Genomic DNA, 18,066 nt, shown 5'->3' with positions numbered 1-18,066 from the left:
ATAGTTTGCCTTCATCCACGCCGGCTGACAAGATCGCTGCATGAACCCTGCTGCCTTTCCCATCTTCCTGCAAGGCCTGCTGCTCGGCCTCGGCCTGATCGTCGCCATCGGCGCCCAGAACGCCTTCGTGCTGCGCCAGGGCCTGCGCCGCGAGCACGTCGGCAGCGTCGTCCTGTTCTGCGCGCTGGCCGACGCGGTCCTGATCAGCGCCGGCGTCATGGGCATGGGACAGGCGCTGGGACAAAGCCCGCTCCTGGCGCGGGCCCTGGCCATCGCCGGCGCCCTGTTCCTGGCGGTCTACGGCTACCGTGCACTCGGACGCGCGCGCCGCCCCGGCCGGCTCGAGGCAGCGGGAGGGGGCCAACAGCTGGGGCGCACCGCCGTCCTGGCCCAAGCGGCCGCGTTTACCCTGCTGAACCCGCACGTCTACCTCGATACGGTGCTACTGGTCGGCAGCATCGGCGCCCGGCAGCCGGCCGCCCTGCGTGGCTGGTTCGTGCTCGGCGCCAGCAGCGCCAGCATCGCCTGGTTCACGCTGCTCGGTTTCGGCTCGCGCCGCCTCGCCCCCCTGTTCGCCCGGCCGCGCGCCTGGCAGGTGCTCGACGCGCTGATCGGCTTGACCATGTTCGTGCTCTGCGCCATGCTGGTGCGGCACGCTTTTTGAAGCAATCGAGAGGAGTTCACATGTATATCAGGCAGGACCACCAGCTCACCGACGTCGACACGATGTTCTCGCTGATCGACGAGCACGCGCTGGGCGCCTGGGTGGTCGCGGGGAAGGATGGGCTGGTCGCCAACCACCTGCCCTTCCTGCTCGACCGCAGCCGGGGTCCGCACGGCACGCTGGTGGGTCACGTTGCCCGCGCCAATCCCGTGTGGCGGATGCTGGACGGGCAGGCTTCATCGCTCGTGATCTTCCAGGGTCCGCAAAGCTACATCACCCCGAACTGGTACCCGGGCAAGGCGGAACACGGCAAGGTGGTGCCGACCTGGGACTATGCGGTCGTCCACGCGCACGGCGTCGCGCGCGCGATCGACGATCCGGCCTGGCTGATGGACATGCTGGACCGCCTGACGAACGCGCATGAAGCGGCGCAGCCGGCGCCCTGGCGCGTCGCCGACGCTCCGCCGGACTACATCGACAGGCTGCTGCGCGCCATCGTCGGTATCGAGATCACCGTCGAACGCTTCGAAGGCAAGCTCAAGGCGAGCCAGGACGAGGCGGTGCGCGACCGGCTCGGCACGGTGGAAGGACTGCGCGGCCTGGTGCGCCCGAAGGCTGCGCTGGCCGACCTGGTGAAGGGCGCGCTCGACGCGGAGCGCAGCGGCGCCTGAGGAGGCGCCGGCGCCCCTGCGGACTTAGCCGCCGAACGGTGTTTCTGCCAGACCCTGCACGCCGGGCCGCAGCATGATCGTGGCGCCGGCCCAGGGGTCGTGCGGATCCTGGCCGGCGCCGATCGAGGTCACCAGCAAGGTGTCGAGCCCGGGGCCGCCGAAGCTGCACATCGATGGTTTCGCCATCGGCAGCGCGATCGTGCGGTCGAGGCGCCCGTCCGGCGTAAAGCGCAGCAACAGGCCCGCGTCGTTCCCGCAAGTCCAGTAGCAGCCGTCGGCGTCCACCGCGGCGCCGTCGGGGCGGCCGGGGTGCGCGCGCATGTCCACGAAGCTGCGCCGGTTCGACGGCAGGCCCGCATCGGTGTCGTAGTCGAAGGCCCAGACCTGCTGGCTGGCCGGGTGCGAGTCGGACAGGTACATGGTGCGCCCGTCCGGCGAGAAGGCCAGGCCGTTCTGGGTCAGCAGGCTTGACACCACTGGCTCCGACAGGCCGCCTGCCGCGCAGTAGCGATACAGCGCGCCGATGGCGCGTTCGGCCGCCATATCCATGAACATGGTGCCGCTCCAGAATCGTCCCTGGCGGTCGCAGCGTCCATCATTGAAACGCATGCCCTCCTCTAGCCCCTGCGGCGCGGCCTGCCGCGTCGCCCCGACACTGCCGTCATCCTGAAGCGTCAAGCGGAAGATCCCCGTTTCCATCCCGGCCAGGATGCTGCCGTCGCGCGCAGGCGCAATGCAGGCCACCATTTCATTACATACCCAGCTGCGCAGGCGGCCGGCGCCGTCGAGCCGCCAGATGGTCCTGGCCGGGATGTCGACCCAGTACCAGGCGCCATCGAGGCTGTTCCACACCGGGCATTCGCCCACCAGGCTGCGCGTCGTGCCGACGCGTTCGATCGCCAGTCCCATGCTCACTCCTGCGGCTCGCGGATTTCGGTATGGCGCGGCACCAGCGTCTTCATCACGCCCCAGGCGATCAGGTAAGCCACCGCGCAGAACGAGAACATGATGGTGTAGCCGGTCGTGATGTGGCCCAGCGTGCCGTAGTAGTCGAACAGCCAGCCGCCCACTTTCGTGACCAGCACGCCGCCGATGCCGCCCGCCAGGCCGCCGATGCCGACCACCGAGCCGACCGAGCGCTTCGGGAACATGTCCGAGACCGTGGTGAACAGGTTGGCCGACCAGGCCTGGTGCGCGGCGGCGCCGACGCCGACCAGCAGCACCGGAACCCAGAAGCTGATGTAGCCCAGGGGTTGGGCCAGCAGCACCGCCAGCGGGAACAGCGCGATCACGAGCATGGCCTTCATGCGGCCGTCGTAGGGCGAGGCGCCCTGGTTGATGAAGTACGTGGGAAACCAGCCGCCGCCGATACTGCCGATCATGGTCATGCTGTAGAGGATGGCGAGCGGCAGCTGGATCGCGGTGCCGGAGATGCCGTATTGGGCGGTCAGGTATTTCGGCAGCCAGAACAGGAAGAACCACCAGACGCCGTCGGTCATGAATTTGCCGAAGGCGAAAGCCCAGGTCTGGCGGTAGCCGAGCAGTTCCCACCAGCTCAGCGCGCGGCCGGTCGCCGTGCCGTCGACGGCGGCGGGCGCGTCGTCGGCCGTGATATAGGCCAGTTCGGCGGCGCCCATGCGCCTTTGCGCGGCCGGCTTTTCGTAGAACAGGGTCCACAGGCCGAGCCAGATGAAGCCGATGGCGCCGATGATGACGAAGGCCGACTGCCAGCCCCAGTGGGCGGCGATGAAGGGCACGCTGATCGGCGCCAGCACGGCGCCGACGTTGGCGCCGGAGTTGAAGATGCCGGTCGCGAAGGCGCGGTCCTTCTTCGGGAAGTATTCGGCGGTGGCCTTGATCGCGGCCGGGAAGTTGCCGGATTCTCCCAGCGCCAGCACGGCGCGCGCCAGCATGAAGCCGATCACCGAGACCGGCAGCGCGGCGATGCCGACGCTGGCCAGCAGCGAATTGGCGCTCGTGCCCAGGCCGATCGCGCCGGCATGCATGATGGCGCCGATCGACCAGACCACGATCGCCAGGCCGAAGGCGGCCTTGGTGCCGAGGCGGTCGACCACGCGCCCGGCAAACAGCATCGAGATCGCGTAGACGAACTGGAAGGCGGCGGTGATGTTGGCATAGTCGGTGTTCGACCAGCCGAACTCCTTCGTCAGTTCCGGCGCCAGCAGGGACAGCACCTGGCGGTCGAGGTAGTTGACCGTGGTGGCGAAGAACAGGAGTGCGCAGATGGTCCAGCGGTAGGTGCCGATCCTGCCGGCGGCGCTAGTCGAATCGGCCTGGGCGGCTCCGGCCGGCTGCATGAGGGTGTCGGTGCGGGTCTCGGTTCGCATGATGTCTCGTCGTTATGGTTATGGAGCCAGGCTGCCGGGGACACTTCTGCGGTGTCGCCCGTCAGCGCGTAAGGCATATACAAACAAGTTACAACAAAGGATCGCCCGGCCATTCGCAAACGGCCGGGCAAGGCAACTCAGGTCACCGGCGCCGGATTGAACAGCGTCAGCGCATTGTGCAGCTTCCAGTGCTCGGCCCAGGTCTTGCGGCCGCTGGCGACGTCGAGCATCAGGCGGAACAGCTCCCAGCCCACGTCTTCGATCGTCGCTTCGCCGCTGGCGATGCGGCCCGCATTCACGTCCATCAGGTCGTGCCAGCGGCGCGCCAGGTCGTCGCGGGTCGCAACCTTGATGACCGGGACCGCCGCCAGGCCATAAGGCGTGCCGCGGCCGGTGGTGAAGACGTGGATGTTCATGCCGGCCGCCAGTTGCAGCGTGCCGCAAACGAAATCGCTCGCCGGCGTGGCCGCATAGATCAGGCCTTTTTGCTTCAGCTTCTCGCCCGGCGACAGCACGCCCGTGATCGCGGACGATCCCGATTTCACGATCGACCCCATGGCCTTTTCGACGATGTTCGACAGCCCGCCCGCCTTGTTGCCGGGCGTGGTGTTGGCGCTGCGGTCGACCCCGCCCCTTTTGAGGTAGGCGTCGTACCACTCCATTTCGCGGATCATGGCGGCCGCCACTTCCGGATTCGATGCGCGGGCGGTGAGCTGGTCGATGCCGTCGCGTACTTCCGTCACTTCCGAGAACATGACGCTGGCGCCGGCGCGCACCAGCAGGTCGGTGGCGTAGCCGACTGCCGGATTGGCCGTCACGCCGGAAAAGGCGTCGCTGCCGCCGCACTGCACGCCGACCACGAGGTCGGATGCCGGGCAGGTTTCACGGCGGCGCGCGTTCAGGACTTTCAGCTGCTCGTCGGCCGTGCGCACGATCGAATCGATCATCGACATGAAGCCGACGTGGCCGGCGTCCTGCAGGCAGACCGTGGCCGGCTCGCGGCCGTTCAGGATCGGGATCGTCCCCTTCGGGAACAGGCGCGCCGGCTGCAGCTTTTCGCAGCCAAGGCTGACGACCATGGCCTGGCCGCCGAAGTTCGGGTTCTGGCTGATGTTGCGCAGGGTGCGGATCGGCACGTCGGCGTTCGGCGCCTCGATCGCCACGCCGCAGCCATACGAGTGCTCGAGGCCGACCACGTCGTCGACGTTCGGATACAGCGGCAGCAGTTCGTCCTTGATGCGCTTGACCGCAAAGTCGACCACGCCGGAGACGCATTGCACGGTGGTGGTAATCGCCAGGATGTTGCGCGTACCGACCGAGCCGTCGGCATTGCGGTAGCCCTCGAAGGTGAAGCCCTCGAGCGGTTCCAGCACCGGCGCGGCACGGGTGGCGATCGGCAGGCCGCTCAGTTCGAGCGCCTCGGGCATGCGCAGGTTCGCTTCCGAGATCCAGCAGCCGGCCGCGATGTCGCGCGCGGCGAAGCCGATGGTGACGTTGTAGCGCACCACCGGCTCACCGGCGCCGATGGCGGCCAGCGCCACCTTGTGCCCCTGCGGCACGGCTTCCAGCAGCGCCAGGCCGTCGGCGAACACGGCGCCCGGCTTCAGCCCCCCGTCGTTGACGACGATGGCCACGTTGTCGTTGGCGTGCATGCGGATGTAGCGCGGCGTGTCGCCCACATGATTGCTGCTGCCGCTGTCCTGCCCGGCGCGCACGATTTGGATGCTTTGCATAGTCAACCTGCCCAAGTGATTGTTGCGGTGTGGCGCGCATGGGCCGCCATACCCCCTCTTTTGAAACGAGTATGACAGTAAAAAAACGATCTGGCTAGTCCGCATTGCGTAATTGGTCAAACCAATTTAGAATGGCCTGACCAAAACACGATCGGACAGCGATGCTAAGAAGAGTACCGACTGGACAGCATGCAGGACAGGAGACCGGGGCCGTCGAGACACGCCTCTACCGCGTCGTCGCCGACCGCATCGACGCCCTGGTCCGCAGCGAAAACATCGCGGCCGGCACCCGCCTGCCGCCCGAGCGCGAACTGGCCGCCCGCCTGGGGGTCAGCCGCGCTTCCCTGCGCGAAGCGCTGATCGCGCTGGAGCTCGGCGGGCGTATCGAGGTGCGCGGCGGCTCCGGCGTGTATGTCTGCGCGGCCGAACCGGTCCAGCCAGTCGAAGCCGGGCCCGGCCCCTTCGAAGTGCTCGCCGCGCGGCGCCTGATCGAACCCGAAGTCTGCGCCATGGCCGCGCGCGTCGCCACCGACGGCGCCATCGACGCCATCCTGCGCGCCGTCGAGGCGATGGAGCGCAACCACGACATCTACGCCAGCAACGAGCTGGCCGACCGCGAATTCCACCTCTCGATCGCGCGCGCCAGCGGCAACAGCGCCCTGGTCGGCACCTTCGATTACCTGTGGGAGCAGCGCGGGCGCCTGTGGCACCGCCTGAAGGAACACTTCCAGACCGAAGAGCTGCGCCAGGAGACCCTGCTCGACCACCGACGCATCTTCTCGGCGATTGCCGCCCACGACCCGGCCAGCGCACGGACTGCGATGCGGGCCCACCTGGAGCGGGTGACACGGACCTTTTCCCGCGGATAGCGGAACGAGTTTGGAAGCACAGCCTTATCCGAAGTACTGACCATGCGCGGCCCCGGCATCTGCCCTCGCCGCGCCGGCACCGGACACGCGAGGTGTCCAGACAGCGCCGCGGCTCGCGCCCGGCTCTTCTTAAACAGTAAAACAATAATCATCTCAGGAGACAGCTTCATGAACCACGCCCGCAAGTCCGCCCGCAACCTCGCCTTGTCCGCGATTTCCCTGGCCGTCCTGGCCCTGACCAACCCCGCCTGGGCCCAGGAAGGCCCGATGCAGCGGGTCGAAGTCACCGGCTCCAGCATCAAACGCCTGGCCGCCGAAGCGGCACTCCCCGTCACCACCGTCAGCGCCCAGGAACTCACGGCGCGCGGCATGACCACCCTCGCCGACCTCATGATGGCGCTGCCGCAATCGTCCTCGCTGGCGCCCTCGAACGCCGGCTCCGGCACCAACATCAACCTGCGCGGCCTGGGCGTGAACCGCACCCTGGTCCTGCTCAACGGCCGGCGCCTGGCCAACGAGGCGATCGCCGACGGCTACGCCAACCTCGACGTGATCCCGATGAGCGCGATCGCCCGGGTCGAGATCCTGCGCGACGGCGCCTCCTCGATCTACGGCTCGGACGCCATCGGCGGCGTGGTCAACTTCATAACCAGGTCCACCTTCGAAGGCGCGCAGGTCACGGCCCAATACATCCAGCCCGAGAAGCACGGCGGCGGCGACGAACAGCGCATCACCCTCACCGCCGGCAAAGGCAGCCTCGCCGTCGACGGCTGGAACGTGTATGCCACGGTCGATGCGCATCGCCGCAGCGCCCTGAACGCGCGCGACCGCGCCGAGCTGTCCACGCCCGAGATCCTCGCCAGCATCGGCCGCGCGCCGACACTCGGCAGCGGCGGCTACGCCGCGCCGGCCAACTACACCACCGCCACCAACAAGACCGCGGCCAACCCGTATTACGCGAGCGGCTGCCTGGCGCCCTACTCGATCCAGGGCGGCAAGAACACCTGTATCCTGAACAACCAGGAATACGGCATGGCGCTGTATGCCAACGAGCAGATCACCTTCTACGCACGTGCTACCCGCCAGTTCAGCGACGACCATAAACTGACCATCGATTACATGCGTGGCCAGGAATACATCGTCGCCACCCGCAATCCGACCCAGAGCGTGGCCGTGAACGGCGCCGCCGCCACCCTGCCCTCGTCGAGCAAATGGTATCCGGGCGGCGCCGGCGGTGTTCCCGCCATGCCGGGCCTGAGCGGCCAGCCGCTGTTCGTCACCTGGAGCGTGGCCGACCTCGGCCTGGCTGCCACCAAGGACAAGCAGGTCAACCAGCGCCTCGCGGTGAGCGACGAAGGCCGGGTCGGTAACTGGGACTACAAGGCGGGCCTGGTCTACGGCCTCAGCACCCGCAAGAACTACTACAAGGAAGGCTATGTCACCGGTGCCGGCCTGAATGCGGGCCTGGCCAACGGCTCGCTCAATCCCTTCGGCCTGCAGGACGCGGCCGGCCTGGCCTACCTCGAGAGCATCTCCGTCGACGGCCGGCAGAACCGCGATTCGACGAGCACCTTCGCCGGCGTCGACGCGTCGCTCAGCCGCAGCCTGATGGAACTCGGCGGCGGCTCGCTGGCCCTCGCGGTCGGCGTCGACCTGCACCGCGACACCACCGAAGACGAAAAACTCCCGATCGTCAACAGCGTCACCTATGCCAATGCGGCCGCCGCCAAGGGCCAGGGCGCGCGCAACGTCTCGGCGCTGTACGCCGAACTCGACATCCCGGTTACCAAAACGCTGACCTTCAACCTCGCCGCCCGCGACGACTATTTCTCGGACTTCGGCAATACCTTCAATCCGAAAGCCAGCTTCCGCTACGAGCCGACCAAGAGCCTGATGTTCCGCGGTTCGGCGAATACCGGCTTCCGCGCGCCGACCCTGTTCGACCGCTACGGCTACCGTACCGCGGGCGCCAACGCCACCACCAATGGACGTTGGGACGATCCGTTGCTGTGCCCGGGCGGCAAACCCGGCGTGGCCGGTTCCGGCACGGCGGCGCCAGGACGCGTCGCCTCGGAAGTGTGTAATGCCCAGCTGCCGAAACAGGTCGGCAGCAACCCCGAACTGCAGCCGGAAAAATCGAAGGGCTGGACCCTGGGCGTGGTGATGGAGCCGGTCAGGAATGCGACCCTCTCGCTCGACTACTGGAACATCCGCATGACCGACATGCTGGCCAACCTGCCGGAACAGGCGATCTTCATGAACCCGACCAAATACGCCGACCTGTTCGTGCGCAATCCGGACGGCAGCCTGAACTACGTGAAAAACATCACGATGAACCTGGGCGGGCAGAAGGCGGCCGGCATCGACGTCTCGGCCAGCTACAGCTTCCCGAAGACTGCATACGGCAGCTTCAAAACGGAGCTCGACGGCACCTGGCTGACCCAGTTCGACAACCAGCTCGAGCGCGACAGCGCCTTCGAGTCGAACGTCGGCCGCTTCGGCCTGGCCAGCAACGGCACCACCAGCAGCTTCCCGATCATCACCTATCGCTGGAAGCACACGCTGAAGTTCGCCTGGAACCACCGGAACATGGGTGCCCAGCTGACCCAGAATTACAATTCCTCGTATGAGGACCAGAACCTGGTGGCCGCCCAGTACCATCGCCGCATCGAACCGTACCGCGTGTGGAACCTGACGGCCAGCTACAACGGCATCCCGCACGTGGGCATCACCGCCGGCGTGACGAACCTGACGGACGAACGTCCGCCGATCACGAACCACAGCGGCTACACCTATGGTTACCTGAGCAGCGCGGCCAATCCGATCGGGCGCTCGTACAACCTGCGCGTGACCTACACGTTCTGAGCTTCAGGTTTCAGCCTTACACGGGCCGGTCGCGCCGGCCGGCCCGACACACAGCAATACGCAATTGGAGACAGGATGAATTCGAAGCACATCAACCCGCAACGGCGCGCGCTGCTGCGCGCCGCCACCGTGTCCGCCGCCGGGCTGACGGTGGGCGGCTGCACGACGGCCGGCGCCGGGCGCGGCGCAGCGCCGGCCGCGGGTGATGCCTGGGCGCGCGCCCGGAGCATCGTCGACAGTTTTAAAAAGCCGCTGGTCTTCCGCAAGCAGGATTTCGTGATCACCGCCTACGGCGCGGCGCCGTGCAAGACAACCGAGGTGACGGGCTTCGTCGCCCACCACGAGTCCGGCAAGGTCAGCACGCCGGTGCCGGGCGCGCCTGACTGCTACGCGGCGATCGCAGCGGCCATCGCGGCCTGCAGCACGGCCGGCGGCGGGCGGGTCCTGATCCCGGCCGGGAACTGGCTGGTCAAGGGTCCGATCGTCCTGAAATCGAAGGTCAACGTCCACCTGGCGAAAGGCGCCCACGTCTACTTCAGCACCGACCCCGACGACTTCGCGAAGTACGGCGACTATGACTGCGGCGCCAACGGCAAGCTGGTGATCTCGCGCTGGCAGAGCAACGACTGCCTGAATTATTCGCCGCTGGTCTACGCCTACGGCCAGACCAACATCGCCCTCACCGGCGAGGACTGGACCAGCATCCTCGACGGCCAGGGCGGCGTGCCGCGCCAGGATGGCCCGATGCGCGGCGACACCTGGTGGGACTGGAAGGGCAAGCGCAAGGCGGGGCCGAACCAGAACCAGGCGCAGAACGCCGTCAATCCCCTGAACCCGGCATCGGTGACCGCAGTGGCGCCAGGCCTGAGCCCGGACCAGGTCGCGCTCATGGAAGGCAAGGACGACAAGTGGCGCACCGACGAAGCCTACCTGCCGACGCTGTCGGAAGCGGGCGTGCCGGCGGCGAAGCGGGTCTTCGGGCGCGGCCACTACCTGCGTCCCTGCATGATCGAATTCATCGGCTGCACGGACGTGCTGCTGCAGGGCTACCAGGTGAACCAGTCGCCGTTCTGGCAGCACCATCCGGTCAACTGCAGCAAGCTGGAAATCCGCGGCGTCCACATGGACAGCATGGGTCCGAACAGCGACGGCTTCGATCCGGAGGCCTGCGATACGGTGCTGGTCGATGGCTGCACCTTCAACAGCGGCGACGACTGCATCGCCATCAAGGCCGGCAAGAACCTGGACACGCAATTCGGGCCGACCCAGAACGTCGTGATCCAGAACTGCATCATGAACAGCGGCCACGGCGGCGTGACCCTGGGCAGCGAGATGTCGGGCGGGATCCAGCACGTGTATGCGCAGGACATCGAGTTCCGCAACACGCACTGGGCCACCGACCCGCTCAATACCGCGATCCGCATGAAGACCAACATGAACCGCGGCGGTTTCCTGCGCCACTTCTACGTGCGCAACGTGACGATCCCGAACGGCGTCAACCTGAAGCCGCAGTACTACAACCCCCTGCCCGGTTCGCCGATCCCGAAGAATGCCGTCGGCTCCTCGGCCGGGGCCGTGGTGACGATCGATTGCGACTACGCGCCGACGGCGGACAACGTGCGCATCCGGCCGCCGGTGGTCGAGCACATGCACATTTCGGGGGTGAAGGTCGGGAATGTGAAGACGAAGGATGGGGCCTTCTCGTGCTTCCAGGCGCTGCTGCTGCTGGGGCCGGTGGCCTACGACTACAATGGGCCGCAGGGGGCGCAGATCCTGCCGATCCGTGACGTGACGATCACGGACTGCGATTTCGGGACGCCGGTGAATAGTGCGCAGCCGTTTTATCTCTACAACGTGCGTAGTGTGACGCTGACGAATGTGACGGTGGGTGGGAAGGTGCATAACACGACTTTGTCCTCGTAGGATGGACATTTGTGCCCATGCTGCGCCGCGTTCGCGTGTCGAATCGTCATTTCGACACGCAACCGTGGTACCGCGTGGGCTCGAGAGCCCACCCTACGGTCTGTTCAAATAAATTGGTCAGGCCGCTTGCAATCCCTTATTTTAAGTTGTACGATGACTGATAACTGGTGAGGCGCGAGACAGCCCCATCCTTTCAACCCGACCTGAAAGACACAAGCATGTTCACTCCACAAGACGTCAAACAAATCCTCTCTTCCGGCCTGCTGTCCTTCCCGATCACGGACTTCGACGCCAATGGCGATTTCAAGCCGGACACCTATGCCCAGCGTCTGGAGTGGCTGGCCCCGTACGGCGCGACCGCCCTGTTCGTCGCGGGCGGCACCGGCGAGTTCTTCTCGCTGACCCCGGAAGACTACACGCAGGTCGTGAAGGTCGCCGTCGAGACCTGCCGCGGCAAGGTGCCGATCCTGGCCGGCGCCGGCGGCCCGACCCGCATGGCGATCCGCTACGCACAGGAAGCCGAGCGCCTGGGTGCCCACGGCATTCTCCTGATGCCGCACTACCTGACCGAAGCGAGCCAGGACGGCCTGGTCGAGCACGTCGCCGCCGTCTGTAATTCGGTGAAGTTCGGCGTCGTCGTCTACAACCGCGACCGCTGCAAGCTGAACGCCGCCTCGCTGCTGAAGCTGGCCGACCGCTGCCCGAACCTGATCGGCTTCAAGGACGGTATCGGCGAGATCGAATCGATGGTCACTATCCGCCGCAAGCTGGGCGACCGCTTTACTTACCTGGGCGGCCTGCCGACCGCGGAAGTGTATGCCGCGGCCTACAAGGCACTGGGCGTGCCGGTCTATTCGTCGGCCGTGTTCAACTTCATTCCGAAGACCGCGATCGAGTTCTACGAAGCCGTACGCACCGACGATTTCGCCACCCAGGGCCGCCTGATCGATGACTTCTTCCTGCCTTACCTGGACATCCGCGCCAAAAAGGCCGGCTACGCGGTGTCGATCGTCAAGGCCGGCGCGGCGATTGCCGGCCACTCGGCAGGTCCCGTGCGCGCACCGCTGACCGACCTGACCGGCGAGGAAACCGAGCAGCTGGCCGCCCTGATGGCCAAGCTCGGCCCACAGTGAGCTTCGAACTGAGCTGACCTGAACTGAACTGATTCGCGGCGCGCCCCGGCTGGAACGAGCCCCGGCGCGCCTTCTTGTATCCGAAAAGGAGAACCATCTTGACCATCACCATCAACGGCGACCTGCTGATCGGCGCCAGCGCCGTCAAGGGCAGCGCCGCCGCTTTCCGCGCCGTCAATCCGGCCACCGGCGAACAATTCGAGCCGTCTTTCAGCAGCGGCACCGTCGACGACGTAGAACGCGCCTGCGAACTGGCCGGCGAGGCTTTCGACACCTACCGCAACACCAGCCTGGAGGCGCGCGCCGCCTTCCTCGAGCTGGCCGCCCAGAACATCCTCGACCTCGGCCCGCAGCTGATCGAGCGCGCGATGCAGGAATCCGGCCTGCCGCAAGCCCGCCTGGAAGGCGAACGTGGCCGCACCGTGGGCCAGCTGCGCCTGTTCGCGAAGGTCGTGCGCGACGGCCACTTCCTGGCCACCGCCCTCGATTCGGCCCTGCCGGAACGCACCCCGCCCCGCCCCGACCTGCGCCTGCGCAAGATCGGCCTGGGCCCGGTCGCGGTCTTCGGCGCCAGTAACTTCCCGCTGGCCTTCTCGGTCGCCGGCGGCGATACCGCCTCGGCGCTGGCAGCCGGTTGCCCGGTGGTCGTGAAAGCCCACGGCGCCCATCCAGGCACTTCGGAACTGGTCGGTAAAGCCGTGCAGGCGGCAGTCAAGGCCGCCGGCCTGCCGGAAGGCGTGTTCTCGATGCTGCACGGCGACGGCCGCACCATCGGCCAGGCCCTGGTCTCGCACCCGGCCATCAAGGCAGTCGGTTTCACCGGCTCGCGCCAGGGCGGCCTGGCGCTGGTGCGCACCGCCGCTGCGCGCGAAGAGCCGATTCCGGTGTACGCCGAAATGAGCAGCATTAATCCGCTGTTCCTGCTGCCGGGCGCGATGGACGAGAAGGCCGCGCAGATCGGCACCGGCTTCATCGACTCGCTGGTGCTCGGCGCGGGCCAGTTCTGCACCAATCCGGGCCTGGTGGTCGCGCTGGAAGGCGCGGCGCTCGACCGCTTCCGCGAGGCCGCATCGACCGCCCTGCAGGGCAAGGTCGGAACCACCATGCTCACGCCCGGCATCCACGCCGCCTTCAACAGCGGCGTCGAGAAGCTGGGCAAGGAAGCGGGCGTCAGCCTGGTCGCGCGCGGCCAGTGCGGCACCACCGCCTGCGCCGGCCAGGCCGCGCTGTTCGAGACCGATGCCGCCAACTTCCTCGCCAATCCGGCCCTGGAAGACGAGATCTTCGGTGCGTCCTCGCTGATCGTGCGTTGCGCCAGCCTGGAACAGTTCCGTGAAGTGGCCGAGCACCTGGGCGGCCAGCTGACGGCGACCGTGTTCCTGGTCGAGGCGGACAAGGAAGCGGCGCAGGCGCTGCTGCCGGTCCTGGAGCGCAAGGCAGGACGGATCCTGATCAACGGCTATCCGACCGGCGTCGAAGTCTCGCATGCGATGGTGCATGGCGGGCCCTTCCCGGCGACCTCGGACAGCCGCTCGACCTCGGTCGGCGCGAGCGCGATCGACCGCTTCCTGCGTCCGGTGAGCTACCAGGACCTGCCGGCCTGGCTGCTGCCGGAAGCGCTGCAGGATGCGAATCCGCTGGGACTGCATCGCGTGAAGAATGGGGAGCTGCTCAGGGGCTAAGCCCGGGTTGAGCCCGCACCAGTGCCGTAAATCGACGCCCGGTCCCTTGGCCGGGCGTTTTCGTTTCCGCACCGCCGGCGCGCTGCCGGGCAGCGGGTTCATGGTATCGTGGCCAAAACACTTGCAGGGCGCGTGCCACGCCGGTCTCGAACCGGGTCGCGTCGCGCCAACTGCGATTCGGGGAGAAACGATGCCGGGGGCCCTCCTGCGCTTGCTGCTGTTCGCCTGTCTTGTCCTGCCTGCGCTGGCGGCGGCGGCGCCGCTACGCGTCGTGATGGACCAGAACTACCCGCCCTATACCTGGCGCAATGCCGAAGGCAAGCTGGAAGGCTATACGGTCGACCTGTGGCGACTGTGGCAGAAAAAGACCGGACAGCCGGTCGAGCTGATCCCGGCCAACTGGGCGCAGGCGCTGCCGATGCTCGAAGAAGGCAAGGCGGACGTGATCGATCCGATTTTCCTGACCCCGGCCCGGGTCGAGCGCTTCGATTTCTCGCCCTCTTACGCCCTGGTCTCGACCAGCATCTATGCCCACGCCTCGATCGGCGGCATCCACGACGTGCGCAGCCTGAAAGGTTTCGGGGTCGGGGTGCAGGCGGCCGACGCCTGCGCCGAGCAGCTCGCCCGCGCCGGCATCAAGACCCTGCACGTGTTTCCCACTTACGAGGCGCTGCTGGCCGCGGCCGCGCGCCAGGACGTCAAGCTGCTGTGCCTGGACGAATTCTCGGCCGACTACCAGCTGTACCGGCTCGGCCTGCACCGCACCTATGTCAAGGCCTTCGACCTCACCCGCGACCAGCTGCGGCGCGCGGTGCGCAAGGGAGACATGGCCACCCTTGCCCTGGTCGAGCGCGGCATGGCGCAGATCAGCGCGAGCGAACGCCAGGCCCTGCACGACAAATGGATGGGCCGGCCGCTGGTCTCGGAGCGCTACGCCAGGCGCCTGGTCCAGGTGCTGGTGGCGCTCGGCGGCCTGGTGCTGCTGCTGGTCGTGGGGCTGGCCTCGGTGCGGCGCGCGGTGCGCGTGCGCACGGGCGAACTGGAACGCGAACGGGCCCAGTTGCGGACCCTGCTCGAGAACAGTCCCGACCTGGTCTGGCTGAAGGACCGCGAAGGCGTCTACCAGGCCTGCAATACCCCGACCGCGAGCATCTTCGGCTGGCCGCGCGAGCAGATCCTCGGCAGGCGCGACAGCGAACTGTTCGACCCCGCCACGGCGGAGCAATTCGCGCGCGACGACGCCGCGGCCGTGCGCGCCGGCGGGCCGATGACCTTCGAGGAGACGGCCCCCACGGGACGCGGCCGGGAGCTCGTCTTCGAGACGATCAAGACTCCGGTCATCCGGCCCGACGGCACCTTCATCGGCGTGCTGGGCGTGGCGCGCGACATCAGCGAGCGGCGCGAGCACGAGCGCACGATCCGCGAACAGGAGCGGCTCCTGAAGGAAATGAGCGCGCTGGCCCAGATCGGCGCCTGGGAGATCGACCTCGCCACCGAGGCCTTCCACTGGACCGAGGAGCTGGCCCGGATCTACGAGATCCCGCCGGGCCTGCCCATCACGCCGGCGCTGTGCACGGCATGCTACGCCGAGGAAGACCGGGAATTGATCGGGCGCACGCTCGACGCCGCCGCGAAACACGGCCGGCCGTTCACGATCGAACTCGAGATGGTCAGCGGCGCCGGCAAGCGCAAGTGGGTGCGCTCGGTCTGCGGCGCCGTGTTCGAAGGCGGCCGTCCGGTGAAACTGCGCGGCACCGTGCAGGACGTGACGCAGCGGCGCGACCTCGAGGAATCGATGCGCATGGCGAACCTGCTCTACCAGACCAGCCGGGAGGCGATCGTGGTCACCGACGAGGAAAACCGGATCGTCGACGCCAACCCCGCCTTCACCCGCCAGACCGGCGACGAATTGGGCGCGGTGCTGGGCACCACGCCGCGCCTGTTCGCATCGCGGATGCACGACGCCGGCTTTTATGAGCGCCTGTGGCAGGCGCTGCTGGCGAACGGCCACTGGCAGGGCGAAATCCTCGACCGCAACCCGGACGGCTCGCTCACGGCCAAGTATGCCGACATCCGCGTGATCCGCCATGCCGACGGCCGGGTGCACCGCCACGTGGTGCAGTTCCACGACATCAGCGAGCAGAAACAGAAGGATGAGCTGATCTGGCGCCAGACCAATTTCGACGCCCTGACCGGCCTGCCGAACCGGCGCCTGTTCCTCGACCGCCTCGAGCAGGACCTGAAAAAGGCGCAGGGAGCCGGCCAGGGCCTGGGCGTGCTGCTGCTCGACCTCGACCGCTTCAAGGAGATCAACGACAGCTATGGCCATGCCATGGGCGACCGGGCGCTGGTCGAGATGACGCGGCGCCTGGCGCGCTGCGTGCCGGGCGAGGCGACCATCGCTCGCCTGGGCAGCAACATGTTCGCGCTGGTGGTGAGCGAATTCGACGGCCGGCGCCACCTCGAGACCACCGCCGACGCCGTGATCGGCGCGATCGCCGAACCGCTCGAACTGGGGCCAGGCGACGTCGCCTACGTGTCGGCCAGCGTCGGCATCAGCGTGTTCCCGGACGACGGCGTGGACGCGGCCGAACTGGTGCGCAACGCGGAACAGGCCGTGTATCTCGCGAAAGGCGCGGGGCGCGGACGCTTCCATTATTTCACGCCGGCCCTGCAGCAGCACGCGCGCGACAAGCTCGCGCTCACCAACGACCTGCGCGCCGCGCTCGCGCGCAACCAGCTGCAGGTGCACTACCAGCCGATCGTCGAGACAGCGACCGGCCGCATCCGCAAGGCCGAGACCCTGCTGCGCTGGCAGCACCATGAACACGGCATGATCAGCCCGGCGCGCTTCATTCCGCTGGCCGAGGAAGCGGGCCTGATCCACGAGATCGGCGAATGGGTGCTGGTCGAGGCCATCGCCAGCATCGAACGCTGGCAGCGCGCCTACGGCATCGACGTCGAGCTGAGCGTGAACGTGTCGCCGGTCCAGTTCGAGCAGCGCTCCGGCCTGCCCTGGCTGACCCGGGTCGTGAACGCCGGCCTGCCGCCCAACAGCATCACGATCGAGATCACCGAGGGCGTTCTGGTGAGCGACGCCGAGCAGGTGAGGCGCTGCCTCGACGCCCTGCACGAAGCCGGCGCCAGGGTCTCGATCGACGACTTCGGCACCGGTTTCTCGTCCCTCTCCTACCTCAAGCAGTTCGACGTCGACTACCTCAAGATCGACAAGTCCTTCATCAACCACCTGACCGAGGACGGCAGCGACAAGGCCCTCACCGAGGCCATCGTCGACCTCGCCCACCGGCTCGGCATCGAGGCGATCGCCGAGGGCGTCGAGACCGCGGCCCAGCGCGACATCCTGGCGGCGTTCGGGTGCGACTACATCCAGGGGTGGCATTTCTCGCCGGCGGTGCCGCGCGAGGCCTTCGAGGTGTTCCTGGAACGCCAGATGGTAACCTGAGGCGGCGGTGCACCGTAGGGTGGGCTCTCGAGCCCACGCGGTGATACGCGCAATCAAGATCGTCGAGCACGACATCGGAGCCGGTACGTATCGCGCGTGGGCTCGGAGAGCCCACCCTACGGTGCACAACCGTCCCGTACCGCAAACGACTCCACTCGCATCGAATCGAACGCCACTTTACCGCAGAGCGTTTCATTTGATAAACTAGATAGATACCTACTCATTTGGCGCCTATCTATGTCTCAAACCCCCGAAGAGCGCTTCTCCGCCGCCCTGCACGCAACCGCGCGCAGCTGGCGCCTGGCGATCGACGCGCGCCTGAAGGACCTCGGCATCGGCCAGGCCGGCTGGATGACGATCGCCATGATCGCCAAATCGAAGGAGCCGCCCTCGCAGCGCGAGCTGGCCGACCTGCTCGGCATCGAAGGGCCGTCGGTGGTCTCGATGCTCGATCGCCTGGAACGCGACGGCCTGGTGCGGCGCGCGCCCTCCCCGCTCGACCGGCGCGTCAAGCTGGCGCACCTGACCGACGACGGCCGCACGCTCTACGCCCGGGTGCGCAAGGAAGCCGACGCCTTCCGCCTGACCATGCTCGAGGGCGTGCCGCAGGAGACGCTGAGCGCCGCCGCCGACCTGCTCGAAGCCCTGCGCGCGCGCATCGAAGGCGGAGACTAGGACCGTGCAGGCCTCCACCGCAGCTGCAAGCCCGCCGATC

General features: G+C 67.4%; 12 protein-coding genes. 9 read left to right on the top strand and 3 right to left on the bottom strand.

Annotated features, from left to right (window positions below; translation table 11 throughout):
* The first annotated feature begins 40 nt into the window (after positions 1 to 40).
* Together LPB04_RS16865 and LPB04_RS16860 are read left to right on the top strand one after the other, a co-directional pair.
* Positions 41 to 664, top strand: coding sequence for a LysE/ArgO family amino acid transporter (locus tag LPB04_RS16865; RefSeq protein WP_193685665.1), 624 nt, complete (start codon positions 41 to 43; stop codon positions 662 to 664).
* A 20-nt stretch (positions 665 to 684) separates the two neighbouring features.
* Entirely contained in the window at positions 685 to 1,335 is a 651-nt protein-coding gene (locus tag LPB04_RS16860) for an FMN-binding negative transcriptional regulator (protein ID WP_193685664.1), read from the top strand.
* Between the two features lie 24 nt (positions 1,336 to 1,359).
* Here the strand turns inward: LPB04_RS16860 and LPB04_RS16855 are convergent, their stop codons facing one another.
* The 3 genes from LPB04_RS16855 to garD all read right to left on the bottom strand — a co-directional run bounded on the left by LPB04_RS16855 (position 1,360) and on the right by garD (position 5,335).
* A complete protein-coding gene (locus tag LPB04_RS16855) occupies positions 1,360 to 2,244 on the bottom strand; it encodes an SMP-30/gluconolactonase/LRE family protein (protein ID WP_193685663.1) in 885 nt (294 codons plus the stop codon).
* Positions 2,245 to 2,246: 2 nt separating this feature from the next.
* Entirely contained in the window at positions 2,247 to 3,683 is a 1,437-nt protein-coding gene (locus tag LPB04_RS16850; RefSeq protein WP_456238194.1) for an MFS transporter, read from the bottom strand.
* A gap of 137 nt (positions 3,684 to 3,820) precedes the next feature.
* On the bottom strand, positions 3,821 to 5,335 hold the full coding sequence (garD, locus tag LPB04_RS16845; protein WP_227496762.1) for a galactarate dehydratase: 1,515 nt from the start codon (positions 5,333 to 5,335) through the stop codon (positions 3,821 to 3,823).
* Between the two features lie 242 nt (positions 5,336 to 5,577).
* Between garD and LPB04_RS16840 the strand changes: the two genes are divergently transcribed.
* From LPB04_RS16840 to LPB04_RS16810, 7 genes are all read left to right on the top strand, one after another.
* Positions 5,578 to 6,285 carry a FadR/GntR family transcriptional regulator gene (locus LPB04_RS16840; protein ID WP_193685661.1) on the top strand — a complete coding sequence of 236 codons (708 nt, stop codon included), beginning with the start codon at positions 5,578 to 5,580 and terminating at the stop codon, positions 6,283 to 6,285.
* Between the two features lie 168 nt (positions 6,286 to 6,453).
* Positions 6,454 to 9,150: a TonB-dependent receptor gene (locus LPB04_RS16835; protein ID WP_193685660.1), complete on the top strand. Its 2,697-nt coding sequence runs from the start codon at positions 6,454 to 6,456 to the stop codon at positions 9,148 to 9,150.
* Between the two features lie 75 nt (positions 9,151 to 9,225).
* Positions 9,226 to 11,073, top strand: coding sequence for a glycoside hydrolase family 28 protein (locus tag LPB04_RS16830; RefSeq protein WP_193685659.1), 1,848 nt, complete (start codon positions 9,226 to 9,228; stop codon positions 11,071 to 11,073).
* 218 nt (positions 11,074 to 11,291) lie between these two features.
* On the top strand, positions 11,292 to 12,206 hold the full coding sequence (gene kdgD, locus LPB04_RS16825; RefSeq protein ID WP_193685658.1) for a 5-dehydro-4-deoxyglucarate dehydratase: 915 nt from the start codon (positions 11,292 to 11,294) through the stop codon (positions 12,204 to 12,206).
* Between the two features lie 104 nt (positions 12,207 to 12,310).
* Positions 12,311 to 13,888 (top strand): aldehyde dehydrogenase (NADP(+)), encoded by a 1,578-nt coding sequence (locus LPB04_RS16820; RefSeq protein ID WP_193689048.1) that lies wholly within the window; start codon positions 12,311 to 12,313, stop codon positions 13,886 to 13,888.
* A gap of 190 nt (positions 13,889 to 14,078) precedes the next feature.
* Complete coding sequence (locus tag LPB04_RS16815; protein WP_193685657.1) at positions 14,079 to 17,351, top strand: EAL domain-containing protein; 3,273 nt, start codon at positions 14,079 to 14,081, stop codon at positions 17,349 to 17,351.
* A 237-nt stretch (positions 17,352 to 17,588) separates the two neighbouring features.
* Entirely contained in the window at positions 17,589 to 18,026 is a 438-nt protein-coding gene (locus LPB04_RS16810; RefSeq protein ID WP_193685656.1) for a MarR family winged helix-turn-helix transcriptional regulator, read from the top strand.
* Positions 18,027 to 18,066: the final 40 nt, after the last annotated feature.

This window comes from Massilia litorea (assembly GCF_015101885.1).
GTDB lineage: Bacteria > Pseudomonadota > Gammaproteobacteria > Burkholderiales > Burkholderiaceae_D > Telluria > Telluria litorea.
Note: the sequence above shows the minus strand (reverse complement) of the source record. Positions and strands in the feature narration are given on the sequence as shown.